Consider the following 23,213-nt stretch of genomic DNA (forward strand, 5'->3'; position numbering starts at 1 on the left):
ATTTCCTTTAATTTGGCAGTTTGAATTCCAGGGCCTGCCCCGGCCGGATAAACGAACTCCCCCCGGTCACAATGAGATCTTCCGGGGCCAGCCCCTCAAGGACCACCACATTTTCGCTGTCGTCCAGGCCCTGAAAAACGATCCCTCTTTTTTGGGCGGTTCGGGTTTCCCGGTCCACGAGAAATACCTGGGCTGAATTTCCCGAAACCCCGGTAAGGCTCAGAAGGGGAATGACCAGCTTTTCTTTTTTTTCATCTCCTGCGGCACCGTAGACACTGATCTCCGATGTCATCCCGGGAAAAATGACCCCCTGGCTGTCCGGGGTAACGGAAAAGACAAATTCATAGGTGCCCGTGGTCTGATCTGCCCGGGCAGCGTACTCCGCCAGTTTTGCCTCAAAGGGGCGAGGCCCCGTGGTCAGGAACCGGGCCTTATAGGTCCTGGGCTTCTCTTTTTCCAGAAACAGATGAATCTGGTTTTCAGGGACATCCACGGGAATTTCAAGGGTGGCGATATTATCCAGGGTCAGGACCGGCTGTCCCTGGGTCACCATTTCAAATGCATCGGGAATCAGGCGGGTCACCACCCCGTCAAAGGGGGCGACAAGACGGGTGTCGTTGAGCTGGTCCCTGGCAATATCCAGCTCCACCTCAAGCTCTTCGATTCCAGCCCGGGCTGCCAGGAGATCCTCTTTCCTGGCCCCTGTTCTGTCCCTTGCCAGCTGCTGTTCCAGGGAGACGGTCTTGGCCTGAAGAAGCTTGACATTGTTCCTGGCCCGGTCAAGATTCTGCTCGGAAACCGCTGCATTCCTATACAGGGTTTCATACCGCTTCAGCTCTTTTTCAGCCAGGTCCAGATCGGCCCGGGCCGCTTCCAGGGAGGCTTCAATGATCCGGATATCCTCGGCCCTTGCTCCGTTCTCCATCTTCAGCAGATTGGCCCGGGCCGATTTCAGCCGGCTTTGTACGGCCCGGACCCGGCGCAGGTAGTCCCGGTCATCCAGCCGGAGCATGAGATCCCCTTTTTTCACTTTATCCCCGGGCTTGACCCGGACCTGGTGAAGGGGGCCGGAAACCCTGAAAAACAGGGTGGCCTGGCGGCTGGCCCGGGCCCTTCCCGGCAGGGTGATCAAAAGTCCGTCCTCCACGGGCCAGGGATGGACCACATCCACCCTTTTGCCCGGACCGGATCCGGATCTGTTGTCCCGGTCTTCCAGGACGTTTCCCGAGGTATTGGCCCAGACCGATCCTTTGGTGTCTTCAGATACTTTGTAGTGCCAGATCAATATGCAGAGAACACAGATTCCGATCCCGGCGGCCAGGCCCAGCCATATTTTTTTCTTCATTTCCATTATTCCTTATGCTGTTTGATCCAATCCAGAGCCCGGGTCGTGCCCAGACCTGAGAGACAGGTACCAAGGACCAGTCCGGGTGCGGCATTGGGGGCGATATCCCCGGACTCTATTTTTTCCCAGGCGGCAAACACCAGACTTTCCAGACTGGCCATGATCCAGGCCTGGGGAATGTCCTGGTGAACCGCGTCCTGGGATTTTAATTCCGTTTCCAGCTGCCGCATCTGCTCCAGATGCTTTTCATAGATCTCCATGACCCGGGGATCATCTTCCTTGCAGACCAGGTTAAAATAGGAGATCACATGGAGACTGGCTCCCAGGGGAATACATTTTTCCACGATGGAGGCCAGCTTTTCCAGGGCCGAAAGTCCGCTTTCAAGGATCGGGGCGACGGTGTCCGTAAGCCTTTTGCCGGCTGTGATCTTTAATTCCACACTCAGATCATTTCTGGAATTAAAATGACGGTAGATGGTGGCCCGTCCCACTCCGGCTGCCTCGGCAATGTCTTCCAGGGAGGCGTTGGGATTCTGTGCAATGCAGGCAATGGCCTGCCGGATAATTTTTTCCCTGGTATTTTGTGCCATACTTCCCCTCATTCGTATCCTGTGTCCCAATCGGACAGGGGATTCCCGGAATTCCCTGTTTTTCAAAAAACACTATCATTTTAAATGAGACATTTTTATCTCATTTGAGATAAAATAATACGGAATCTTTTTGAATTGTCAAGAACAATCCATAAATCTTTCTTGATAAATTCCCGACAATGATCTATCAATATCTTTTTCGCAAACCCTTAACACCACAGGTTGTTTTTATGAGAATCGTAACCCGGCCGGATTTTGACGGCATTGTCTGCGCCGTTCTATTGTTTGAGGCCCTGGAAAAGGATCTGAGTTCCAAAATTTTATGGATCGAGCCCGGTGAAATCCAGGGGGAAAAGGCCGATATAAGGGAGGGAGACATCCTGGCCAATCTGCCCTGGCACCCGAAATCCTCCCTCTGGTTTGACCACCATGTATCCAACAAGCCGGACCAGGAGTTCAAGGGCGCCTTTGATATCGCCCCTTCTGCCGCAGGGGTTGTGTATGAATATTACAAGGCCCTTGGAAAACTGACCTCCCGTTTTGATGAGCTGGTGGAAAACACGGATATGATCGATTCCGCCGATCTGACCCTGGACCAGGTCAAAACACCGGAAAATTACCCCTGGGTTCTTTTGTCCATGACCATCAAAAACGAGGGATATAAGGATATCGACTATTGGAACCGCCTGGTCTCCCTGCTCAGAACCCGGCCCGATGAACCCCCTGTTCAGGATCCTGAGGTCCGGAGGCGCTGCGAAGGGGTGATCCGGGAAAATGCCGAATTCACCGGCCACCTCAAGACCCATACCCGGATCCACGGACAGATCTCCGTGACAGACTTCAGGCCCCTTGAAGTTGTCCCCTCGGGCAATCGGTTCCTGACCTATTCCCTGTTTCCCGACACCATTGCCAGCCTGAAGATCCGGTATAAAGACAAGAACAAATCCCAGGTTCTGATCAGCATCGGCCGCAGCATCTTCAACCGGAACTGCCGGGTCAACGTGGGCAGGCTTCTTGCCCGTTACGGAGGAGGCGGACACGCCGGGGCAGGCGGATGCACCCTGGATGCCAAAGGCGCCCAGGAAAAAATCGATGAAATTCTGCAGGTCCTAATGGAGAATCAAGAGGGGTAAGCGGACAAGGGCAAGGATCTTTACCGGAGCTTCTCCTCCACGCTTGAGATCTTATCCGTCATGGTCTGGTCCCGGTCGGTCCGGGTCCCGGCCTTGATGGTGGTGGTGATCCTGGGAGCCCCCATTTCATGGACTTTTTCATGACAGGCCTTTACCGCGGCAAAGACCTGATCCCACTCTCCCTCGATATTGGTTCCATAGGCATGGAGCTGGGATTCCAGCCCGGCCGCCTCAATGACTTTGTGACAGGCCGCCACATACTTTGATACGGACAGTCCCACACCTAAGGGGACCACACATAGATCAATAATCACCTTCATCTTCATTTCCTTTATTTTGGCCAGCGAGGGCAGTTTTTAAATAGTCCGGGTTCCCCGATTCCCAGGTGGCGGCAGAGCCTCTCCACAACCCGGGGATTGCAGTCTTCCCCCTGTCTGATGTTTTCATAGTTCTGAAAGGAGATATCAAGGGAATTCAGGATGCCGGGGAGAGCATCCCTGTCCTTCTCCATGACCGAGACCAGTTTCATGGTAGTGGAACAGATATGGCACTCTCTTTGGTAGAGTTGCTGAAACTCCTTTGATGCCATCCTGTGGTCAAAGATCTGTTTCAGAAACAGCACGACCGGCCTTTTCCAGGGTCTGAAAGGGAATCCTGTCCAGAAAATTTTCCCGGTATTCAATGACTTTTCTGATAAATTTCTCCGGGACCTTTCGAGTATTCTTTAAAAATACATAGTAGAGAACAATAAACTTCCGGTAACAGAAAAAATAGAGAACCCTCACCCGCTCCCGGGACAGGGTAAACCTGAGTTCATGGATCCCGTCATGGAGGGTATCGGCATAGGGCCTGGGCAGCGTGGGGCCGTGCTCTTCCAGGAGGGACAGGATCCTGAGAACCTTTACCTGGTTTTTCGGTGTGCACTGATTGATGAAATCGGTTATTGGACAGGCCCGGGCCATTTCATCACAAAACAGGATCTGCCATTTCCGCTCCATATTCCCCTTTTCTTCTTTGTACTCCGGCCCTGCATAAAAAATTTGCAATTTCCGGGTTGATTCTGCCCCGGGCATTACTCTTACCAGAATTCCCGGCAGGGGAAAAGGTTTTATCCAGGAAAATCAGGGTCTGCAAAAAATTGGCTTGAACTTTTTAAGTTATGCCTTATATTTTTACATAAGGCATAAGTTGCCTAAACAAAAAAAAACAAGGAGGCCACCATGAGATCAAATAATTGTGTTTCCCAGAGGATCTCAAAATATTTTATCGGATTTCTCGCACTGGGTGCTGCACTCGGCCTGCTGGTTATCGGAGTTACCATTCTCCCCGTATTCGGATTTATCATGGCATTGCCTGTATTGGCCCTGGCCGTCATCATCTTCAGGCTCCATCTCAATGACCAGTGTGAAATAGATTTTCCCTCATAACCCCCTGCCCTTCGTGGACGGCAAGGCTTTTTGACCGGGTCAAAAAGCCTTGCTGTTTCATACAAACAGATTCCCCTCGGTCCGGAAAACACCCTCTATGCCCTTTCTGGAGAACACGATCTGCCAGAGTTGATTCCGCCTTGACCGGAAACTGGCCGCACAGGTCAGGAGATAATAGGTCCACATACGGAAAAAGCGGCCGTCGTATCCATCCTTGATCCGGTTCCAGTTCCGGGTAAAATTCTGATACCAGGCCATGAGGGTCTGATCGTAGTAATGGCCCAGGCTGTGCCAGTCCTCAAGGACGAACAGGCCTTCGGCAGCCTGGGAGATCTGGCTGGCCGAGGGCAGCATTGAATTGGGGAAAATATAGGTGTTGATCCAGGGATCCGTTGATTTGGAGGGGGTGTTTCCCGCAATGGTGTGGAGCAGGAAGAGTCCTTCATCATGGAGGCACCTTTGGACGACTTTCATGAATGTGGGATAATTTTTCCAGCCCACATGCTCAAACATTCCAATGGAGACAATCCTATCGAATTTCTCACTCATTGTCCGGTAATCGGTCAAAGAGATCTCCACGTCAAGATCCTTGCACGCCTCTCTTGCATATTGTGCCTGTTCTTTTGAGACGGTGATGCCCTTTACCCTGGCCCCGTAGTTTTCGGCTGCAAATTTTGCGAACCCGCCCCAGCCGCATCCGATATCCAAAACCGTCATTCCCGGCTTCAGCCCAATTTTCCGGCAGATAAGATCCAGTTTCCGGGTCTGGGCCTCGTCCAGGGTCTTTGCTTTGTGCCAATAGGCACAGGAGTAATTCAAGCCCCTGTCCAGCATGGCGGCAAAAAGCCGGTTGCCGATATCGTAATGGCGTCTGCCGATGATAAAGGCCCGGGTCCTGTTCTGAACATTGATCAGTCTTGACCGGATCTCGCCCCATATGGCTCCCGGGCTCACGGGTCTGACCGCTTTATCGATGCGTCGCTGAAGAAGCCTGTTAAAGAACTCATCCAGGGAAATGCAGTCCCACCATCCGTCCATGTAGCTTTCTCCAAGGGCCAGGGACCCGCCGGCCATCACCCGTTTATAGAACCTGGGATTGTTGACCTGGATATCCCAGGGCCGGTCTCCGTTTATTTGGATGTCCATTGGATTTAAAATGTTTTCTACAGTTTTTTTTGCTTTCATGGCTCACCTTCCTTTCCAGTCTTTTTATCGCTTCTGTAAAAGAAGTTTAAGATCAAGGCTTGTGACCGCCTTGAAAAACAATGCCGTCGCCGTTGGAATGAGGTTTGCTGAAGTTCCGGCGAAATCGGCCCTTATATTTTGCCATAAAAAAAAGAGGATTTCAATTGTTTCTCAATGACAAATTAGATAGTTGTCCCTGAAAAGCAGGAGAGAATATTCATTTCATCCGGTACGAGAAAATCAGATTAGCCAAGCATATCCAGTGTGAACCTGACAAAGGTTTCCACACCGGTGAGCAGCACGGATTCCCTAAAGTCAAACTTTGGACTGTGCAGGGGAGCGCAGCCTTCAAATCCGGAACCGAGAAAAAAATAACATCCCTTGATTCTTTCCAGAACAAAGGCCATGTCTTCCGCGCCCATGGTGGGCTCGGGTTCATGGATCCGGTCCCGGGGAACCACCTTTGCCGCGGTTTTCTTCAAGAGGTTTACCATTTCAGGATCATTTTCCAGGGGAGGGTACCCCGGGTCAAAAGAAAACTCATAGGAAGCCCCCATGGAATCACAGACCCCCTTGATTACCGGCTCCAGGAGTTCCGGATAATTTTGCCAGACCTGCCGGTCAAAGGTCCGGGTGGTGCCTTTGAGAACAGCCTCCTGGGGAATGGTATTGGGCGCGGAACCGGCGTGGAAGGAGCCCACCGTGACCACGGAGGGGGTCAGGGGGTTGAGCTTGCGGCTGACCACCCTCTGGAGGGCATTGACCACCTGGCCGGCCGTGTCCAGGGCATCCACACAGAGGTGGGGCATGGCCCCGTGGCCTCCTTGGCCTGTGATTTTAATGGTAAACATGCTGGCCGCAGACATGAGGATTCCGGGCTTGATTCCCAGGGTGCCCTGGGGCAGACTGGGCCAGAGATGACCGGCCACGGCATAGTCCGGCTTTGGGTTTTCCAGCAGGCCCTGGTCGATCATGGGTTTTGCCCCGCCCGGCCATTCCTCTGCCGGCTGGAACATGAACTTGACAGCCCCGGTGAACCTCTCCTTTATCCGGGACAGGATCCGGGCCGTGGCCAGGACCATGGTCATATGCCCGTCATGGCCGCAGGCGTGCATCATGTCCCCATGCTCCGAGGCAAAGGAAAGTCCGGTATCCTCCCGGACAGGCAGGGCATCCATATCCGCCCGGATCAGCAGGGTTTTGCCGGGAGTTCCGGTTTTAAGCAGTCCGATCACCCCGGTGCCGGCCACCCCGGTGGTCACCTCCATGCCCGGGATCTTTTCCAGGTATTGAGCCACCCATTGGGAGGTTTTTTCTTCCTTGAGCCCGATTTCGGGAATTTGATGCAGGGCCCTTCTGATTTCGATAATTTCTTTTTCCAGATCCTGGATCATTTTTCTCAATTCTGTCATGGTCTGATCTCCTAAAGGTGTTTTCTACAGCCTTTGATCCGGGCCCAAAGGCCGTTTCTATAGGCAAACTGAAATTCTATTCCACCAGATGGCAGGCCACCCAATGGCCGGGCGCGACCTGCCTGTACTCGGGTCTTGTCCTGCATTTTTCGGTTGCCACAGGGCACCGGGGATGAAAACTGCACCCCTGGGGCGGGTCCAGGGGGCTGGGCACATCTCCGGACAATTCAAACTCCTGGTCCGGCTGAAAAAGGGGATCCGGCATGGGAACCGATGAAAGAAGGGCCTTTGTATAGGGGTGCAGGGGCTCTTTGTAAAGCTTCCGGCCCGGGGCCAGTTCCATGATCCTGCCCAGGTACATGACCGCGATTCTCTGGGAGATATGGGCCACCACGCTCAGGTCGTGGGCAATGAACAGGTAGGACAGGTTCATCTCGGCCTGGAGGTCCTTGAGCAGATTGATGATCTGGGCCTGAATGGACACATCCAGGGCGGAAACCGCCTCATCGCAGATGATCACATCCGGATTCAGGGCCAGGGCCCGGGCAATTCCGATGCGCTGGCGCTGTCCCCCGGAAAACTCATGGGGATACCGCCCCATCTGACCCGTCCGGAGTCCTACCCGGTCCATGAGCCCGGCCACCCGTTCCCGGATCTCTTTTGGGGAGAGGGTTTCAAAATTCCGGATGGGCTCGGCAATAATCCGGCCCACGGTCATCCTGGGATTCAGGGAAGAAAAGGGATCCTGGAAGATAACCTGGAGGGAGGTCCTGGCCCTCCTTAGCTCTTCCTTATTCATATCTCCCAAATCCCGGCCCCTGAACCTCACCGTTCCGTCCGTGGGAGGAGTCAGTCTCAGTATGGACCTTCCCACGGTGGTCTTCCCGCACCCGCTTTCCCCCACAAGCCCCAGGGTCTCCCCGGACTCCAGGCTAAAGCTGATTCCGTCCACAGCTTTGATTTGATTCACGGTTTTCCCGAAAAACCCCTTTTGAACCGGATAGTACTTCTTTAGATTCTCAACTTCCAGAACAGGCATGGACTTAATTTCCTTATATTTTCGAATCCGCCAGCCAGCAGGCCACCCGCCGGTTATCCCCGAAAGCCGTCATGGACGGGGACTCTTTTCTGCAGATATCCTCCGCCCTGGGACACCTGGGATGAAAGCTGCACCCCCCGGGCATGCGCAGAAGATTGGGGACAATTCCCGGAATTTCGCTGAGCCGGTTCCGGCTTTCATCGTTCAATACGGGCACGGAGTTTAAAAGTCCCCGGGTATAGGGATGCCTGGCGTCGTGGAACAGTGGGACCACCGGGGCTTCCTCCACGATCCTTCCCGCATACATGACCACCACCCTTGAGGCCATCTGGGCCACCACCCCCAGATCGTGGGTGATGAGCACAATGGATGTGGCCGACCCTTTTTTCAGTCGGTTCAAAAGCTTGAGGATCTGGGCCTGGATGGTCACGTCCAGGGCTGTGGTCGGCTCGTCGGCAAAGATCAGTCTGGGGCTGCAGCACAGGGCCATGGCGATCATGACCCGCTGGCGCATGCCCCCGGACAATTTATGGGGATACTGGTCCACCCGTACCCCGGGGGAGGGAATCTGGACCATCTCCAGCATCTGGACGGCTTTTTCCCGGGCTGCTCTCCGGTCCAGGTTTTCATGGAGGCGAAGGCTTTCGCTGATCTGTTCTCCCACGGTGAGGATGGGGTTAAGGGAGGTCATGGGCTCCTGGAATATCATGGAAATGGTGCCTCCCCGGATCATGCGCATCTGGTCAGGGGAAAGATCCAGAAGGTTGTTCCCGTCAAACATCACCTGGCCCTGGATGCGGGTCATGGCCGGGTTCAGCAGCCTGAGCACGGAAAGGGAGGTCACGCTTTTCCCGCATCCGCTTTCCCCCACAAGCCCCAGGGTCTCTCCGGGAAACACCTCGAAATCGACCCCGTCAATGGCCCGGACAACCCCGTCATGGGTATTAAAACTGGTACTAAGCCCTTTGACCGAAAGAAGCGCATCTTTTTTCATATCTTGCTCCTTGGATCAAAGGCGTCCCTGAGTCCGTCCCCCAACAGGTTGAAACTTAAAACCGCCAGGAAAATCGCAATGCCCGGGAAAGTTGCCACGTGGGGCTTGGCCATCATATATCCCCGGGCCGACCCCAGCATGGAGCCCCACTCGGGCATGGGGGGCTGAACGCCGATGCCCAGAAATCCCAAACCGGCGGCGTAGAGGATGGCCGTGCCCATGCAGAGGCTGGTCTGGACCGTAATGGGTGCCATGACATTGGGCAGGATATGCCTTAGGATAATATTCCTGTCCCGGGTTCCCACGGCCCGGGCCGCCTCCACAAAGACTTCCTCCCTTACGGTCAGGACACAGCCCCGGACCAACCGGATATAGAGGGGCACCATGCTGATGCCTATGGAGATCACTGTATTCTTCAGCCCCACCCCCATGACGGCCACCAGGGCCAGGGCCAGCAGGAACCCGGGAAATGCCAGGAGCATGTCTGTGAAGCGCTGGATGATGAAATCGATTTTTCCCCCGTAATATCCCGAGATCAGGCCCACGGGCACCCCCACCAGGAGGCCCACCCCGACCACACCCAGGGCGATCATCAAAGAGACCCTGGAACCGTAGAGAATCCGGCCCAAAATGGACCGGCCCAGCTCGTCGGTTCCCAGGATGTTTTCCATGCTGGGAGGAGAAAGAGAGGAGATCAGGTTGGGGGCGGAGGGATCCCCCGGGAACAGGATTGGGGCCCCCAGGGCGCAGATCAGGTAAATCAGGAGAAAAATGCCCCCCATGAGGGCGGCCCTGTTCCGCTTGAGTTTGGCCCAGGTCCGGCTGGAATTGGACTCCCTCCTTTTCTTTTCAGGGTCTTTCACGGTTTTGTCGGTAGAATCAGGCTTATTCATATCTTATTCTGGGGTCTACAAGGGCGTAAATCAAATCCACTGCCAGGTTGACCAGGGTGTAAAGCAGGCCGAAGACCAGGATGCTTCCCTGGATCATGGCATAGTCCCTGGCCAGGATGGAGTCCACGATGAGCCGGCCCAGGCCGGGCCAGGCAAACACGGTCTCCGTGAGCACGGCCCCGCCCAGGAGCAGGCCGAACTGAAGCCCCACCACGGTAATAATGGGGATCAGGGCGTTTTTAAGGGCATGCTTGACAATGATCACCTTTTCCATCAGCCCCTTGGACCGGGCCGTGGTCACATAATCCTGGGACAGGACCTCCAGCATGGAGGACCGGGTCATCCGGGCGATAAACGCCACCACAAAGGCAGCCAGGGTGACGGAAGGAAGAACCAAATGCTTCCAGGTCCCGATCCCCCCGGCCGGAAGCCATTGAAGGGTGATGGAAAAAACGATCATGAGCATCATCCCCAGCCAAAAGACAGGCATGGAGATCCCGAACAAAGAGGCCAGGGTCACCAGGTAATCTATCCAGGTATAGGGACGCACCGCAGCCACGACCCCGGCGGGAATTCCGAACACACAGGCCAGGGTGATGGCGCACACGGCCAGGAGCATGGTGTTGGGCAGCCTGGCCCAGATCTCCTCGATCACCGGGTTCTGGGTCCGGGCCGACCGGCCCAGGTCCAGGTGGACCAGCCGGTTTAAAAACGCCCCGTACTGGACATAGACCGGTTCATCCAGCCCCAGCTGGGTCCGGATCATGGCGATATCTTCCGGGGAGGCCATCTGACCGGCCAGGACCTGGGCCGGATCCCCCGGGAGCATCCTGAGCATGAAAAAGAGCATCAGGGATATCCCCAGGAGAACCGGGATAATGGATAAAATCCGTTTAAACAGAAAATTGATCACAGGTAATGACTAGTCCATGGTGATATAGGTGGGATAAAATTTCTCCGTGGGGGTGACCACCATGCCCTTGATCTTGCTGGAATAGGCCAGGACGAACTTTTCCACGTGGAGCCAGATCCAGGGGCAGTCTTCCCAGACCATGCCGGAAGCCTTCTTGAGCAGGGCAAACCGCTTGTCCGTATCCTGTTCCTTTCTGGTCTCCTTCATGAGGGCGTCAAAGGCCGGGTTGCTGTAAAAGGCAGATCCCAGCCCCTTGGGCGGGTTCACCTCGGTGGTGAACTGGCCGTAAAGGCCCATGTCCGCATCCAGGAAAAGCGGGCCCCAGCCCAGAAGGAAAATTTCAAGCTCGGTTTCTTCAATGGGCTTTAACAGCCCTGCAATATAGGTAGGCCAGTCATAGGTTCTGAGTTCAACCTTCACCCCGATGGCCTGGAGATAAGCCTGGACCACTTCCGCCACCTGCTTGTCAAAAAGATACCGGCCGTTGGGGGTCCTCATGCTGATGGTTTTGGAAAAATCAAAATTGGCCTCTTTTAAAAGCTGTTTGGCCTTGTCCGGGTTATAGTCGTACTGAAGGTCCATCTTGGAGTAGCCAAATACCTTGGGGGATACCGGACCGTCCATGGGCTGGGCCGTGTTAAACAGAATCCGGTCCACGATGGCTTTTTTATCAACGGCATAGTTAAAAGCCTGGCGGACTTTTTTGTCCATGGTGACCCCTTTCTGGCAGTTCAGGCCCATGAAAATGGTCCGGGTGTCCAGGGGCATGTCCACGGTGATGGCGGCCTGGGACTTCAGGGAGGCTACGTTGGAAGGCAGGGGCTTGTAACAGACATCGATCTCGCCGGTCCGGAGCATGGCCTCCCGGGTGGTGGCTTCGGGAATCACCTTAAAGGAGATCTTATCCACACTCGGTTTTTTTCCCCAGTAGTTCTCATTCCGGGTAAGAACGATGCGGTCCCCTTTTACCCATTCACTGAGCACATAGGGTCCGGCTCCCACGGGGTGCTGGCGTACGTCTTCTCCGTATTTTTCCAATGCTGCCGGGCTGATGGGAACACAGAGGGCCATGGACAGGGTTGCATCCAGGGGGGCAAAGGGATATTTCAGATTCAGCTGAACCGTTACATCATCGATTTTCACACACTCTTTTACCATGGACACGGCAAAGCGCAGGGGGACCCGAAGATCCGGATTCAGGATCCGGTCCCAGGTCATCTTGATAACATCTGCATTCAGGGCAGACCCGTCACTGAACTTGATCCCCTTCTGAATGTGGAGGGTCCAGGTCAGCCCGTCCTCCGATACCTCGTGCCCGGCCAGAAGCCTGGGATGAAGCCCGCCTTCGGGATCCTGAAAGTACATGTTGTCATAGATCAGGTCGCAGATATTCTGAAACAGGGTGGTGGTCTGTTCCTGGGGGTTCAGGGTGTCGGCATCCACGCCGATACCAATTTTCAGCTCCTTGATCTGGTTGGCCCCGGCTGAAAAGCTCAACAGGAAAAGTACAGACAGCAAAGCAATGATACCGCTTAGAAACGAACGTCTCAATCTCATTTTTCTTTTCTCCTTTTTTTCAAATATCTTTATTCATGACCCACTTCCAAAGGGGCAAATGGGGATAAGCAAATGATTTGCCCGGATTGCTTTTGTCCCGGCCCGGCAGGATTACTCCCCCAGGAATTTTCCCTGTTTCATCACCCGGGTGACCGCATCGGCCCGGTTCAGGATATCGATATCCTCCAGGGGATTTCCCCTGACCATGACCAGGTCGGCGGCCTTGCCCGGCTCAATGGTGCCGATTTCATGTTCAAGCCCCAGAAGCCTTGCTGCCGTTCCCGTTGCCGCCACCAGGGCCTGGTTGGGGCTCAGTCCCCTGGATACCAGCAAAGGAATTTCCATGAGATTTTTTCCATGGAAGTTAAAGGGGGTGCCGGCATCGGTTCCCATGGCAATGTCCACCCCTGCTTCAAGGGCTTTTTTCACGCTCTCCCGGTGATGGGGAATCACGGTATTGTTCTTTTTCACGGCCCAGTCCGGGATCCCTGCCTCCACCCCCATTCTCCCGATATGGTAAAGGGCGGCAACGGTGGGCACAAAAAAGACCTGGTTTTCCTTCATCAGGGAGATGATCTCATCATTGAGATAGACACCGTGCTCAATGGAATCGATTCCGGCCCTAAGGGCATTTAATATTCCTTCACTTCCCATGGCATGGGTGGCTGTTTTTTTCTCGGCCTTGTGGGCCTCTTCAATGCCGGCCTTCATCTCTTCCCGGGTGAGCTGGGCACTGCCCGGGCTCACGGCTGAGGTCAGCACCCCGCCCGTGGCCATGAGCTTGATCTGGTCTGCCCCGGCCTTGACCTGCTCCCTGACAGCCCTTCTTACATCATCGGGGCCGTCCGCCTCCCTGCCGATGGGCCATCCATGGCCTCCGGTCATACAGACCAGGCTTCCCGATGCCAGCACCCTGGGTCCGTTGATCAGTCCCGAGGCTGCAGCCTGCCTGACCGTAAAATCGACTCCGCCGACCCCGCCCATATCCCGGATCGTGGTTACCCCTGCGGCCAGGGTTTTTCTGGCGTTTTCAGCAGCCTTGATTGCCGTAAGGGCGATGGGTTCTTGGGCCAGGGAATGGAGGGGATCCGGGCTGGCATCCATGACCAGGTGGACGTGGCAGTCGATAAACCCGGGAAAGAGGGTATGATCTTTCAGGGAAATCCTCTGGATATCCCCGGGGAGGTCTTCCCGGGAGGAATGGACGCTGATGATCCGGTCTTTATCAACCACCACACTGCCCTGTTCCAATACCTTGCCGTTGCCTAAAAACAGCCTGCCGTCAACAAATGCCGTTGCCATATGATTTGGTTCCTTTGAATTGCCGTTTATTTCTTTTGGATCGATTCCCTGTCCAGGTCTTCCTGGCGGAACTGCCGGGTCAGGTCAAAATGGGCGATCATCAATTTTTCCGCCTCTTTTTCGTCCCGATCCAAAATGCATTGATAAAATTTATGGTTGTAATCAATATCCTGACGCATCCTCTCCCGGTTGTCCTGCCAGGGAGCGGCAATACTTTCGAAGATCTCGGCCATTGCCTCCATAACCGCCACGAACAGGCTGTTCCGGCAGGCCCTGGCAATGAGAATATGAAACTCGATATGTTTTTTGGCCTGGGTTTTCCCCTGGGCCAGGTCCTGTTCGCAGGCCTGGATATTGGCCTTCATGGCCTCAAGGTCCTTTTGGGTCCTGAGCCGGACGGCCTTCTGGATCAGAACCGGCTCCAGGGACTGCCTGAAGTCGATCATCTCCTCCTCGGTCAATGTCCCGAACCGGAAACAGGAAACCATGGAATCTCCCACCAGCTTCACATCCGGGGCAGAGATAAAATTCCCCCCGTACATGCCCCGGGCTTTCCGGACCAGCCCCTGGGCCTCAAGGTCTCTGAGGGCCTCCCGCACGGCAACCTTGCTGACCTGGAACTGGGACGCGATCTTTTCTTCCGTGGGAAGTTTGTCCCCGGGCTTCAAAGTGCCGTCCAGAAACGCCTGTTTGAGCACGGCCGTGATCCGGTCCGACACCCGGTCCTTCTGGATGGTATATTTTTCAAATAAAGGTTCCATATCTGTCCATTTTTCCATCTTTAAAAACTATAGTTAGTTTTTTATACTAATAGTTTTTTGTCAAGGAAAAAATAGCCCGGACCTGGGGAAAAATTTCCTTCCATGAATTTTTCTTGCCCTTTTCATCTCTTTGCTTTACAAAACCGGGATGGGACCCCATAAGATCAGGCAGATGCTCAAGTCCGAGCGGGAAATGGCCAGAAGACGCTTCCGCAGACAGAAGAACAGGAACCTCCTGGCCGAGCCCGGAATCCATGACTGCATCATCGTGCTTGACCACCTCAAGCCCACCTATAACATCGGAAAGATATTCAGGAGCGCCGAGGCCTTCGGCGCCAGGGAAATTCATCTGGTGGGAATCGATTTTTTTGATCCGGCCCCGGGCATGGGAGCCTTTAAACACGTACCGGCAAGGTTCCACAGGGATTTTTACCCCTGCTACACCGGCCTTGCGGACAGGGGATACACTCTATTCACCCTGGAGCCTGGAACCGGGACCCCGGTGACGGAGGCGGAACTGCCCGAAAAAAGCGCCTTTGTCTTCGGCCACGAGGAATACGGGATCAGCTTTGAACCGGATCTTTTCCCCCGGGTCCAACGCCTGACCATCCCCCAGTTCGGGAAGTCCCAGAGCCTGAACGTCAGCGTGGCCGCCTCCATTATCCTTTACGAATATGTCCGGCAGCATGCCTGAAGAAAATCAATGGGAAATCTATTTTTAAAAAAAATTGCGCGTATACCCGATATCTGCCCTGTCAAAATCCTCATACAACAGGGCTAAGCGCTCATTGGCCGTATGAACGGCCAATGGTTTTTCCCGGTCTTCCAAAGCCGTGGGAAAACAGGAGAGGCACCTTTGAAACCGGCTTTTTCTTCCCAGGGTAATAATGCTGAAATCGGCCATGAGGAATGATTGTTCATTTTTCTGATGGGCAAAGTGCTCCACGGCAGGGATGGTTTCAAGGGAAACCTCTACACGGACCTTATTGCCCTCTTCAGCGATATGGATATAATCGTGGATGGTCAGCATCCCCCCGGTGACCGGGTCTTTGCCAAGGTCGAGTTCATCATATTTCACCAGCATCTCTTCCAGGCTGAAAAAAGACTCTTCAAGGTTTATTCCGGCAAGGGCCAGCCTCTGGTAGTCTCTTTTCAAATACCGGTTGGCAATCATCACGGCCTGGGAAACATGGGGACACAGGTTATCGGGACACCCTTTGGCGTAACATTTTCTGAAGCGGTACTCTTTGGTTCCGCACTTCCCTGAGAAGTGGCAGAGAAACACATAAGCCTGGAATTTTGCCGCTCCCTGGGCAAAGTTGACCGGCACGATTTCAAAGGATGTCCGGCAGGTAACGGCTTCACCCTGTTGCTTCAGGGCAATGAGATCGGTCACCCTGTTGAGAGCCGGATGGGTTGAGGAATTCTGCATTTTTCCTCCTTTGTCAGGTTTGGATCAATTTAAAGGTCACCTGAAATGAAAACGCGGAAGCTACAGCCTCCCCCGTGACCCAAGCCGCCGCGTTTTCATTTTTCAGGATCTTAAGTTGCGCTTTAGTAGACCAGTTGGGCATCGGCTTCCAGGGCAAGAACGTTCAAGGTTCCGCCGGCCGTGATCTGGGCACCTTCAATCAAATCGGTTTCCTGGATTTTTCTTTCGTCAATGCAGGGTTTGCACACCAAGATTTTGCCGCCAAGCTCCATGAAATCGCCCATGAGCTTGGTCAGGGGGGCAAAGCCGCCCGTGGCCGGGACATGATCGATAAATCCTTTCTGGGCAAGGTAAACCCCGTTGCCCTGGAGGGCAACGGTGATATCTATATCCATTGCCACGCCCGCATTGGCCATGGCAAAGCAGATGGAGGCCTTTTCTGCCCCCTCTCCGCCGTGGGTGCAGAAATAGATGATTTTTTCAGACATGTTTTTCTCCTTTACGATACGCGTTAAAAGTTAAAAGGCTTTGGTTATCTAAATGGTTCTGTTTATATATGTTCCACCAGCAGACTGGACAGATCCCGGACATCTGCCCCGGATTTTTTCAGGTTGCCCAGACATATGGGACAATAGGCCACAATGGGTTTGCCCGGTTCCTGAAGTTCCCTGGCCCGGGTCTCCATGATTTGATTGGACAAGGCCGGGGAAATGGACTCTGCCGGACCGCCGCAGCAGCTGGTAAATTCTTTTGTGTTCCGGATCCGGGTTTCCCGGATCCCGAGGCCTGCCAGAACCTTTCTGGGGATGTCTGACACACCCAGGTATCGGCCGAAAAAGCAGGGATCGTGAAGGGTGACTTCAAGATCCGCGTCTACAGCTTTAAGGTCAAGCAGTTCAAAATAGGGGGTCACTTCAAATTGGGCTCCCGTATATTTTGGAAAGAGTTCCTTTAGTGCATAGGTGGTGTGGGGATCAATGGTGATGATTTTTCGGATTCCGGCATTCTCAAGGTTCTGGGCGACTTTCCTGGCGTGGGCCACAAAGGCGTCCTGGTCGCCCATGTCGTAGAGCAGGATGCCTGAATAATGGTCCAGGTCCGGGCGGTATCCGAAATCAATGCAGGACTCTTTTAACAGCCGGACAATGTTTTTCAGGGGCTGTCCCGCCTCTTTCTTTTCTTTTCCTCCGGTCATCAGGGCAAGTCCGATGCCGGAAACATAGCCGGGAACGTACCGGGCATATTTAAGGTATTCGGCCGTGGGCGTGTCCTCGTACTTTTCCAGATATTGGGTGGAGGTTTCGATAAAAGGAGTGAACTGGTACATCAGCCCGGTATAGAGCAGATACTCTCCCTTTTTCGGAAGATCCTGATCTTTGTGCCAGGCATTGACCATGAACCTGGGTATTCCGAAGGGGCTCTGGGTCTGCCTTACGTTCCGGGCAAGAATTTCGATGATATCCTGTGGGGTAAACATGATTTAAACCTTTCGAAAATTGGCAATTACAAAACGTTTCAGACCGAGGATAAGTTCCCCCGGATCGGCCTGCCTGGGGCAGGTATGGGTGCAAAGGCCGCAGTGAAGGCATTTCCAGAGCTCATTGGCGTTTTCAAGGATAGACTCCCTGGCGCCCACCTGGACATACCGGATCATTCTCCTTGGAAAATTATCGCTGACCAAATCCTGGCCCAGGGGACAGATCGCCGTACAGGTCCCGCAGTTGAAACATTCCAGGGCCGTATCCTGGCTAAAGGCTTTCAACTCTTCAGCAAAATCCAAATTGACCGTACTCATATGGCACCTTCCGCTTTTTCCTTGTTGACGGTTTTTTCACTGCCGGATGAGGGGACCAGGCCGTACTTGAAAAAGGCGCCGTCTTTAGGGCCTTCAGCGATGCAGCCGTATTTTTTTAAGGTGGCCATGTACCACAGGGCCTTGTCCGCCGGCATGTCTGTCCCTCTGGCAATATCCGGGATGGTGGCCTCCCCGGCTTCCAGAAACCGGGTAATGGCATTGATATCTTTTTTCTGTGCTTTCATCCGTGACAAGGCCCGGGCGATACTTTCCTTTCTCTGGGCCCGAAGGACTTTTAAGGCCTCTTTTCCGGATGTTTTGTCTTGTTTTTCCATGATGAAGTTTCCCGCGATTTAAAGGTTTTTTAAGCGGCATGGCCGTCTGCGACAATGGCATCAACCATGCTCTCGTACTGCTGGAGCGCCCACCCGTTGACATCAATGGCTTTCTCCGGGCAGACCGCGGCACAGGCCCCGCATCCCATACACATGGCAGGGGTGACCCGGGCCTTTTTGACTTTCTTTCCCTCTTCCATGACCTCCACAAGGGCGAGCGCCCCTTCCTTGATGCAGGCGTCCACACAGGCGCCGTGGCCCTTGCATTTGTCCGGATCGACTTCCGCCACAAAAGGATCCAGCTCGATATAGCCTTTTTCCAGCAGGGCGAGAGTTTTCACCGCGGCAGCACCTGCAGCGTTGCAGGTTTCTCCCGAATCCATGGGGGCCTGGCAGGTACCGGCAAGGAAGATACCGGATACGGGAAATTCAACGGGCCTGAGTTTGGGGTGGACTTCCAGGAGGAACCGGTCGGTTCCCACGGGCAGCTTCATGGCCGAGGCCAGATCAGACACATCGTTGGGTTCAAGTCCCGTGGCCAGGACCACGAGATCGGCCGGGACTTCCATCTCCTCGTTAAAGGTCAGGCTGTCCCTGATCTTTACGGACAGGGGAAAATCAGGATTTGAACTTTTTTCGACTTCAGGCATGGCATCGGCCTCGTACCTCATGAATACCACCTTATTGGCAGAGGCCCTGTTGTAAAGTTCTTCCTGGCCCCTGCCATAGGTCCGGATGTCCCGGTACATTTCAAAGATACGGGTCCGGGGGAAATTTTCCCGGATCTGAACCGAAGCATTGAGCATGGCAGTGCAGCAGGTCCGGGAGCAGTATTCGTTAAGGAATCCGTTTTCCTTGGGCTCGTGAATCCCGGGGATCTGGCGGGAGCCCACACAATGGATCATGGCAATGTTCCGGACGGGCCTGCCGTTGAATTTGAGCTGGGTGTCCCCTGGATTCTGACCCTTTATGAGTTGGATCAGTTCTTTTAAGGGGATGACTTCCGGGTACCGGTCATAGCCGAATTCTCCCTCCCGGGGCCGGTAGGACTTTGCACCGGTGGCCATGACAATGGCGCCGGTTTCTATCTTCAGTATTTTTTGAGCTTTCATGACGGAAAGGTCGAAATTGCCCACATAGCCTGCAACTTCCTTTACCTGACTGCCGGTATGGACGGTAATGGACGGATTGGCAAGGACCTGTTCCAGCAGTTCGCTGAGGATATCCGATGCTTTCTCCCCGAACGGGGCCAGCCGGTCCAGATGGTTGAGCTGTCCGCCCAAGGTATCGGTCTTTTCGATAATAGCGGTTTTGATTCCCTTCTGGGCGATACCCAGGGCCGTCTTGATCCCGGCGATGCCCCCGCCGATCACCACGGCATGTTTTCTGGCATCCACATGAATGGGATCCAGGGGTTTGAGCCGTTCTGCCTTGGCCGCGGCCGAGGCCACCAGGACCGTGGCCTTGTCCGTGGCCGGATCCCCGTGGTGGACCCAGGAGACCTGTTCCCGGATATTGGCATGTTCGTAGATAAAGGGGTTGGCACCGGCCCGTTCAATGGCCCCCCGGAACGTAGTTTCATGAAGGCTGGGAGCACAGGAGGCCACCACCACCCGGTCGATTTTATTGGCCTTTACATCTTGGATGATCATTTCCTGGCCGGGATCGGAACACATGAACATATTGGTCCGGGCCACGGAAACACCGGGCATTTTTTCCGCACGGCTCCTTACCTCTTCCACGTCCACATGATCCGAGATATTCCCCCCGCAATAGCAGATATAGACCCCGACTTTTTTATCTTTCTCTTCCATTATAGGCTCTCCTTTGTCCGGGAATTGGACATGAACTTGGCCGCTTCCACGGCAGCGGAACCCGATTCGGTAATGGTATCCACGATGTCCTTGGGACCGGCTGCGGCACCGGCGGTAAAAATGCAGTCCATATCCGTCAGCACCGGGGAAGTCTTCGGCTTAATAGAGGTGATGAAACGGTCCGTGTCTTTGGATACCGGGCAGATCCCCGCAGGATCCCATCCGGGCACCATGCCCATGGAAAGAACCACCAGATCGTGACCGGCCGTATCAATGCCTGATCCGTCCTGGCGTTCGAACCGAACAAGTGCCTGACCCTTTTCCCCGGCATCGATCCTTCCCACCTTGGCCTTGACAAATTCGATGCCCATGGCCTTGGCGTTCTGGTAAAATTGTTCATACCCTTTGCCGAATGCCCGGATGTCCATGTAGTAAATGGTGATATCTGCCAGGGGCAGGGAGCCTGAAAGCAGCATGGCCTGTTTGATGGCATACATGCAGCAGACCCTGGAGCAATAGGAAACCCCCATCTGCCTGTCCCTGGAACCGGCGCACTGGACATAGGCAATGGAGTCCGGTTCCATGCCGTCGGAAGGCCGTAACACCCGGTTGTAAGGACCGTGGGGCGCCAGAAGCCGTTCCATCTGGAGAGAGTCGATCACATTGGGAATCCTGCCCTTTCCAAAGGGGACATTTTCTTCTTTGGGCAGGAGCTCGAAACCGGTGGTGACAACGGCGGTTTTTGCCTGAATTTCAAATTCCCCGGGTTCCTGGAGATAATCAATGGCATCTGTGGGGCAGACCTTTTCGCACCGCCCGCAGAGCATGCAGTGGTCCGTGTCCAGGACGGGAAGCTGGGGAATGGCATTGGAAAAGGGAATGGAAATGGCCTTTTTCCCGGAGAATCCCCCCTGTTCCTTATCTTCCACATAGACCGGACAGGCGTACTCGCATTTCCGGCACCCAATGCATTTTTCCGTGTCCACGTAACGGGCATTCTGAACCACACTGGCTTTGACGCCCCGGCCGTCCCGGTTCAGGGCCCTAAGACTGCAATAGGTAAAAAGCGTGATATTCTTATGGTGGGCCGCAGAAGACATCTTGGGGGTGGTGATGCAGCTGGCGCAGTCCAAAGTAGGGAATACTTTTGAAAGCCGGATCATCTTGCCGCCGATGGAAGGATCTTTTTCCAGAACGGCGACCTTGTACCCCTGGTCGCCAAGATCCAGGGCCGTTTGCAGCCCGGCGATCCCTGCCCCCACAACAAGGGTGTCAAAGGTTTTAATGGAGATCATGGTTCCTCCTAAAAGAATTCTTAAGATGGGGTCTGCTGCTCCGGGAATCCGGGCAGCAGACCCTGTGTGGTTGCAGGCTCAGGATTCCAGTTGGGGCGGCCCAAGCTCCCCGACCAGCTGGTTCATCTGGTTGACTTCGTTTAAAAAGGCCCGGTTGCAGACCGTACAGATGGCTGTCAGGCGAAGGCGCTTCAGGTCCAGTTTCAGCTCCTTCATTTTCCGGTAAACCGAATTGAGCCGGGTGGCCAGAGCCTTGTATGCGCCTTCATAGGGACATTCTTCACCGCAGGACATGATAATGATGCCGCTGATCCCTTTTCTGAAGCAATCAATGTAAAAGGATTCCGGGAAAAGAACCGGCGCCCTGACCCGCAGGATATAGGTATTGGCCGGATAGCTTGTGTGGGCCTGACCCACTGAATCCGCACCCGGATAGGCACAGGTTTCCGTGGCCAGGATCAGTATCTTATTTGCCGGTTTGTCTGCCACATCATCACCTGTTTATTTGTTGCGGGTTATAAAATGTCTGTCATACCCATCTGCTTCAAGAAATCCCAGGTATTCATGGCCGACTTTTCCTGCCCATGCAGGGATATCGACACGGGTACCCGTGTCATTGGAAAGAATTTCAAGGGTCTGGCCCACCTGGACTTTGCCGATGCCTTTTTTGGCTTCAAGAAGGGGTCCCGGGCATGCACTTCCTCTGGCGTCCACCTGATCTGCGGCTTCCATTCTATTAAGATCTGTCATTTTACGGTTCCTTTCTGTTTAGATTTGAGTTGTAGCCTTTTTTTCAAGGCGCTCCATTTACAACCCTGTTGAGCAAGGAGAGTGCCAGAACGGCAAAACAGGGAAGATAAAACCACGGGGTAAATCCCGTGGACCTTTATTAAACGCAGGTTTCATTTATTTATCCGGCCGGGATCCTCTTCCAAACCCGTTGCGGAAAAACGTTACCCCGACGGATCGGTAACGTTCCGGTTGCGTTACCGAAGGGTCTATTGAAACAGGTCCTAAAAAACCGCATATATATAAAAATGGGAAGAATCGGCTGAATTCCAGCCGATTCTCAGGGTTGGCACCAAAGATGCAGTGGTTCTTTTCAGTTATTCAAAAAGAGTAAAAGATTTACTTGCCTCCATAAATTTGGATAACCACCTCACCGAGATCCGGGGCAGCTTGAATACCGCCAGTGGCTGCCCCGGATTCTTTTTTGCGGTTCCGAATGTATGTTCGTTTATTTAACCTTAGATATGGACTGAGCCCAGGCCCAGGGAGGAGCAGAGGTTTTCGCGGATTGGATTCCTTCGGGCGGCAGGACGCCGCTGGAGAAGGGATCCCTCCTCGGAGAAAATCATGGATGATTTTCGAGAATGAGCGCAAAAGCTTTGCTCCTCCCGGCATGAATCGGTACGTTTTTGAGAACAGCTATGGAGGTCTTTTGCAAAAGACAAAATAGGCCCAATCCTTTTCCCGGGGAAGAAAGGTTTTTTGGGGACCCTGATTTTTTTTACACAAGAGAGGGCAGGAAGAATAGAGAGGGTTTGGCTTGGCCGGGCCAAACCACAGACTTGCCATAAGATCTTGAAAAGAAGATGGATTTTCCCTTATCCATGGTTCTGTTTTGCTGGGAAGGCTATTGTTCGTCAGCCGCTCCCATTTCAATGTCCCTGCAGTCGGGGTTGCTTATGCAGGGGGCCTCTTCCAAGCTAAAGGATTTAAATCCCTGGATCTTGCGCTCAACGATGAATTTTTTTTTGCATGAATCGCAATGAACATACACCGGGGCATAATCCCCAGGCAATTCAACAAAAGTCTCAAGCCTGCAGTATGGACATAGGGTTTTCTGGATGGTCTGATTCATGATTTTCTCCTTATTTTAAAGGTCCGGGTGTAAGGCTTTGCAGCCTGAAATTTCCCCTGACCAGACAAAAAGCATTTTTTGTACCAGAGAACAGGGCCTGATTTCCATATCCGCGAATTCATCAAAA

The 23,213-nt window shown here is 53.8% G+C and carries 27 protein-coding genes; 3 read left to right on the top strand and 24 right to left on the bottom strand.

What is annotated here, in order from left to right:
• Window positions 1–7 precede the first annotated feature (7 nt).
• Window positions 8–1,345 carry an efflux RND transporter periplasmic adaptor subunit gene (locus F608_RS0110490; protein ID WP_161626843.1) on the bottom strand — a complete coding sequence of 446 codons (1,338 nt, stop codon included), beginning with the start codon at window positions 1,343–1,345 and terminating at the stop codon, window positions 8–10.
• 5 nt (window positions 1,346–1,350) lie between these two features.
• The gene (locus F608_RS0110495; RefSeq protein WP_161626844.1) at window positions 1,351–1,935 is read right to left on the bottom strand and encodes a TetR/AcrR family transcriptional regulator; all 585 of its coding nucleotides are present in this window, start codon (window positions 1,933–1,935) and stop codon (window positions 1,351–1,353) included.
• A gap of 230 nt (window positions 1,936–2,165) precedes the next feature.
• Between F608_RS0110495 and F608_RS0110500 the strand changes: the two genes are divergently transcribed.
• On the top strand, window positions 2,166–3,068 hold the full coding sequence (locus F608_RS0110500) for a hypothetical protein (RefSeq protein ID WP_022665594.1): 903 nt from the start codon (window positions 2,166–2,168) through the stop codon (window positions 3,066–3,068).
• Between the two features lie 20 nt (window positions 3,069–3,088).
• On the opposite strand, the gene F608_RS0110505 is transcribed toward F608_RS0110500, so the two are convergent.
• Genes F608_RS0110505 through F608_RS0110515 form a run of 3 tightly spaced genes read right to left on the bottom strand, consistent with a single transcriptional unit; the run spans window position 3,089 to window position 4,066 of the window.
• Window positions 3,089–3,388, bottom strand: coding sequence for an MTH1187 family thiamine-binding protein (locus tag F608_RS0110505; RefSeq protein ID WP_022665595.1), 300 nt, complete (start codon window positions 3,386–3,388; stop codon window positions 3,089–3,091).
• Between the two features lie 11 nt (window positions 3,389–3,399).
• The gene (locus F608_RS0110510; RefSeq protein WP_022665596.1) at window positions 3,400–3,690 is read right to left on the bottom strand and encodes a hypothetical protein; all 291 of its coding nucleotides are present in this window, start codon (window positions 3,688–3,690) and stop codon (window positions 3,400–3,402) included.
• Window positions 3,665–4,066, bottom strand: coding sequence for a type II toxin-antitoxin system RelE/ParE family toxin (locus tag F608_RS0110515; protein ID WP_027362647.1), 402 nt, complete (start codon window positions 4,064–4,066; stop codon window positions 3,665–3,667). The genes F608_RS0110510 and F608_RS0110515 overlap by 26 nt, the downstream gene beginning before the upstream one ends.
• A gap of 222 nt (window positions 4,067–4,288) precedes the next feature.
• On the opposite strand from F608_RS0110515, the gene F608_RS0110520 reads away from it, so the two are divergent.
• On the top strand, window positions 4,289–4,495 hold the full coding sequence (locus tag F608_RS0110520) for a hypothetical protein (RefSeq protein ID WP_022665598.1): 207 nt from the start codon (window positions 4,289–4,291) through the stop codon (window positions 4,493–4,495).
• Between the two features lie 57 nt (window positions 4,496–4,552).
• Here F608_RS0110520 and cfa read toward each other — a convergent pair whose 3' ends face one another.
• The 9 genes from cfa to F608_RS0110565 all read right to left on the bottom strand — a co-directional run bounded on the left by cfa (window position 4,553) and on the right by F608_RS0110565 (window position 14,551).
• Window positions 4,553–5,680 (bottom strand): cyclopropane fatty acyl phospholipid synthase, encoded by a 1,128-nt coding sequence (cfa, locus tag F608_RS0110525; protein ID WP_022665599.1) that lies wholly within the window; start codon window positions 5,678–5,680, stop codon window positions 4,553–4,555.
• A 245-nt stretch (window positions 5,681–5,925) separates the two neighbouring features.
• Entirely contained in the window at window positions 5,926–7,092 is a 1,167-nt protein-coding gene (locus tag F608_RS0110530) for a M20 metallopeptidase family protein (protein WP_022665600.1), read from the bottom strand.
• Between the two features lie 76 nt (window positions 7,093–7,168).
• Window positions 7,169–8,131 (bottom strand): ABC transporter ATP-binding protein, encoded by a 963-nt coding sequence (locus F608_RS0110535; RefSeq protein WP_022665601.1) that lies wholly within the window; start codon window positions 8,129–8,131, stop codon window positions 7,169–7,171.
• A gap of 13 nt (window positions 8,132–8,144) precedes the next feature.
• Window positions 8,145–9,125, bottom strand: coding sequence for an ABC transporter ATP-binding protein (locus F608_RS0110540; RefSeq protein WP_022665602.1), 981 nt, complete (start codon window positions 9,123–9,125; stop codon window positions 8,145–8,147).
• On the bottom strand, window positions 9,122–10,018 hold the full coding sequence (locus tag F608_RS0110545) for an ABC transporter permease (protein WP_022665603.1): 897 nt from the start codon (window positions 10,016–10,018) through the stop codon (window positions 9,122–9,124). The genes F608_RS0110540 and F608_RS0110545 overlap by 4 nt, the downstream gene beginning before the upstream one ends.
• On the bottom strand, window positions 10,011–10,931 hold the full coding sequence (gene nikB, locus F608_RS0110550; protein ID WP_022665604.1) for a nickel ABC transporter permease: 921 nt from the start codon (window positions 10,929–10,931) through the stop codon (window positions 10,011–10,013). Before nikB ends, F608_RS0110545 begins: the two co-directional genes overlap by 8 nt.
• Window positions 10,932–10,940: 9 nt before the next feature.
• Window positions 10,941–12,488, bottom strand: a complete 1,548-nt coding sequence (locus tag F608_RS0110555) for an ABC transporter substrate-binding protein (RefSeq protein ID WP_022665605.1) — start codon at window positions 12,486–12,488, stop codon at window positions 10,941–10,943.
• Between the two features lie 111 nt (window positions 12,489–12,599).
• A complete protein-coding gene (locus F608_RS0110560; protein WP_022665606.1) occupies window positions 12,600–13,790 on the bottom strand; it encodes a metal-dependent hydrolase family protein in 1,191 nt (396 codons plus the stop codon).
• A 26-nt stretch (window positions 13,791–13,816) separates the two neighbouring features.
• The gene (locus tag F608_RS0110565) at window positions 13,817–14,551 is read right to left on the bottom strand and encodes a FadR/GntR family transcriptional regulator (RefSeq protein ID WP_022665607.1); all 735 of its coding nucleotides are present in this window, start codon (window positions 14,549–14,551) and stop codon (window positions 13,817–13,819) included.
• A 172-nt stretch (window positions 14,552–14,723) separates the two neighbouring features.
• Here F608_RS0110565 and F608_RS0110575 point away from each other — a divergent pair, with 172 nt between their 5' ends.
• Complete coding sequence (locus F608_RS0110575) at window positions 14,724–15,245, top strand: TrmH family RNA methyltransferase (RefSeq protein ID WP_244154262.1); 522 nt, start codon at window positions 14,724–14,726, stop codon at window positions 15,243–15,245.
• A gap of 24 nt (window positions 15,246–15,269) precedes the next feature.
• Here the strand turns inward: F608_RS0110575 and F608_RS0110580 are convergent, their stop codons facing one another.
• The 10 genes from F608_RS0110580 to F608_RS0110640 form a co-directional block, all read right to left on the bottom strand.
• Entirely contained in the window at window positions 15,270–15,983 is a 714-nt protein-coding gene (locus F608_RS0110580) for a hypothetical protein (RefSeq protein WP_022665609.1), read from the bottom strand.
• 122 nt (window positions 15,984–16,105) lie between these two features.
• The gene (locus F608_RS0110590) at window positions 16,106–16,471 is read right to left on the bottom strand and encodes a DsrE family protein (RefSeq protein ID WP_022665611.1); all 366 of its coding nucleotides are present in this window, start codon (window positions 16,469–16,471) and stop codon (window positions 16,106–16,108) included.
• A 62-nt stretch (window positions 16,472–16,533) separates the two neighbouring features.
• Window positions 16,534–17,460: a (Fe-S)-binding protein gene (locus F608_RS0110595; RefSeq protein ID WP_022665612.1), complete on the bottom strand. Its 927-nt coding sequence runs from the start codon at window positions 17,458–17,460 to the stop codon at window positions 16,534–16,536.
• 3 nt (window positions 17,461–17,463) lie between these two features.
• The gene (locus tag F608_RS0110600; protein WP_022665613.1) at window positions 17,464–17,778 is read right to left on the bottom strand and encodes a 4Fe-4S dicluster domain-containing protein; all 315 of its coding nucleotides are present in this window, start codon (window positions 17,776–17,778) and stop codon (window positions 17,464–17,466) included.
• Window positions 17,775–18,113, bottom strand: a complete 339-nt coding sequence (locus F608_RS31470; protein WP_022665614.1) for a hypothetical protein — start codon at window positions 18,111–18,113, stop codon at window positions 17,775–17,777. Before F608_RS31470 ends, F608_RS0110600 begins: the two co-directional genes overlap by 4 nt.
• Window positions 18,114–18,142: 29 nt before the next feature.
• The gene (locus tag F608_RS0110610) at window positions 18,143–19,927 is read right to left on the bottom strand and encodes a CoB--CoM heterodisulfide reductase iron-sulfur subunit A family protein (protein WP_022665615.1); all 1,785 of its coding nucleotides are present in this window, start codon (window positions 19,925–19,927) and stop codon (window positions 18,143–18,145) included.
• Window positions 19,927–21,222: an FAD-dependent oxidoreductase gene (locus tag F608_RS0110615; RefSeq protein WP_022665616.1), complete on the bottom strand. Its 1,296-nt coding sequence runs from the start codon at window positions 21,220–21,222 to the stop codon at window positions 19,927–19,929. Before F608_RS0110615 ends, F608_RS0110610 begins: the two co-directional genes overlap by 1 nt.
• A gap of 78 nt (window positions 21,223–21,300) precedes the next feature.
• Window positions 21,301–21,711 (bottom strand): hydrogenase iron-sulfur subunit, encoded by a 411-nt coding sequence (locus tag F608_RS0110620; RefSeq protein WP_022665617.1) that lies wholly within the window; start codon window positions 21,709–21,711, stop codon window positions 21,301–21,303.
• Window positions 21,712–21,723: 12 nt separating this feature from the next.
• Complete coding sequence (locus F608_RS0110625; RefSeq protein ID WP_022665618.1) at window positions 21,724–21,972, bottom strand: sulfurtransferase TusA family protein; 249 nt, start codon at window positions 21,970–21,972, stop codon at window positions 21,724–21,726.
• An 886-nt stretch (window positions 21,973–22,858) separates the two neighbouring features.
• The gene (locus F608_RS0110640) at window positions 22,859–23,086 is read right to left on the bottom strand and encodes a hypothetical protein (RefSeq protein WP_022665621.1); all 228 of its coding nucleotides are present in this window, start codon (window positions 23,084–23,086) and stop codon (window positions 22,859–22,861) included.
• Window positions 23,087–23,213: the final 127 nt, after the last annotated feature.

The sequence above is a fragment of the Desulfospira joergensenii DSM 10085 genome, from assembly GCF_000420085.1.
Taxonomy (GTDB): domain Bacteria; phylum Desulfobacterota; class Desulfobacteria; order Desulfobacterales; family Desulfobacteraceae; genus Desulfospira; species Desulfospira joergensenii.

Bases quoted from the DNA above. Each gene is read 5' to 3' on its own strand.
- F608_RS0110595 (WP_022665612.1), bottom strand. From the start codon at position 17,460: ATGTTTACCCCACAGGATATCATCGAAATTCTTGCCCGGAACGTAAGG.
- F608_RS0110520 (WP_022665598.1), top strand. From the start codon at position 4,289: ATGAGATCAAATAATTGTGTTTCCCAGAGGATCTCAAAATATTTTATC.
- F608_RS0110640 (WP_022665621.1), bottom strand. From the start codon at position 23,086: ATGAATCAGACCATCCAGAAAACCCTATGTCCATACTGCAGGCTTGAG.
- F608_RS0110625 (WP_022665618.1), bottom strand. From the start codon at position 21,972: ATGACAGATCTTAATAGAATGGAAGCCGCAGATCAGGTGGACGCCAGA.
- F608_RS0110560 (WP_022665606.1), bottom strand. From the start codon at position 13,790: ATGGCAACGGCATTTGTTGACGGCAGGCTGTTTTTAGGCAACGGCAAG.
- F608_RS0110615 (WP_022665616.1), bottom strand. From the start codon at position 21,222: ATGATCTCCATTAAAACCTTTGACACCCTTGTTGTGGGGGCAGGGATC.
- F608_RS0110505 (WP_022665595.1), bottom strand. From the start codon at position 3,388: ATGAAGGTGATTATTGATCTATGTGTGGTCCCCTTAGGTGTGGGACTG.
- cfa (WP_022665599.1), bottom strand. From the start codon at position 5,680: ATGAAAGCAAAAAAAACTGTAGAAAACATTTTAAATCCAATGGACATC.
- F608_RS0110515 (WP_027362647.1), bottom strand. From the start codon at position 4,066: ATGGAGCGGAAATGGCAGATCCTGTTTTGTGATGAAATGGCCCGGGCC.
- F608_RS0110495 (WP_161626844.1), bottom strand. From the start codon at position 1,935: ATGGCACAAAATACCAGGGAAAAAATTATCCGGCAGGCCATTGCCTGC.
- F608_RS0110500 (WP_022665594.1), top strand. From the start codon at position 2,166: ATGAGAATCGTAACCCGGCCGGATTTTGACGGCATTGTCTGCGCCGTT.
- F608_RS0110600 (WP_022665613.1), bottom strand. From the start codon at position 17,778: ATGAGTACGGTCAATTTGGATTTTGCTGAAGAGTTGAAAGCCTTTAGC.
- F608_RS31470 (WP_022665614.1), bottom strand. From the start codon at position 18,113: ATGGAAAAACAAGACAAAACATCCGGAAAAGAGGCCTTAAAAGTCCTT.
- F608_RS0110590 (WP_022665611.1), bottom strand. From the start codon at position 16,471: ATGTCTGAAAAAATCATCTATTTCTGCACCCACGGCGGAGAGGGGGCA.
- F608_RS0110490 (WP_161626843.1), bottom strand. From the start codon at position 1,345: ATGAAGAAAAAAATATGGCTGGGCCTGGCCGCCGGGATCGGAATCTGT.
- F608_RS0110540 (WP_022665602.1), bottom strand. From the start codon at position 9,125: ATGAAAAAAGATGCGCTTCTTTCGGTCAAAGGGCTTAGTACCAGTTTT.
- F608_RS0110545 (WP_022665603.1), bottom strand. From the start codon at position 10,018: ATGAATAAGCCTGATTCTACCGACAAAACCGTGAAAGACCCTGAAAAG.
- F608_RS0110575 (WP_244154262.1), top strand. From the start codon at position 14,724: ATGCTCAAGTCCGAGCGGGAAATGGCCAGAAGACGCTTCCGCAGACAG.
- F608_RS0110610 (WP_022665615.1), bottom strand. From the start codon at position 19,927: ATGGAAGAGAAAGATAAAAAAGTCGGGGTCTATATCTGCTATTGCGGG.
- F608_RS0110555 (WP_022665605.1), bottom strand. From the start codon at position 12,488: ATGAGATTGAGACGTTCGTTTCTAAGCGGTATCATTGCTTTGCTGTCT.
- F608_RS0110535 (WP_022665601.1), bottom strand. From the start codon at position 8,131: ATGCCTGTTCTGGAAGTTGAGAATCTAAAGAAGTACTATCCGGTTCAA.
- F608_RS0110580 (WP_022665609.1), bottom strand. From the start codon at position 15,983: ATGCAGAATTCCTCAACCCATCCGGCTCTCAACAGGGTGACCGATCTC.
- F608_RS0110530 (WP_022665600.1), bottom strand. From the start codon at position 7,092: ATGACAGAATTGAGAAAAATGATCCAGGATCTGGAAAAAGAAATTATC.
- F608_RS0110565 (WP_022665607.1), bottom strand. From the start codon at position 14,551: ATGGAACCTTTATTTGAAAAATATACCATCCAGAAGGACCGGGTGTCG.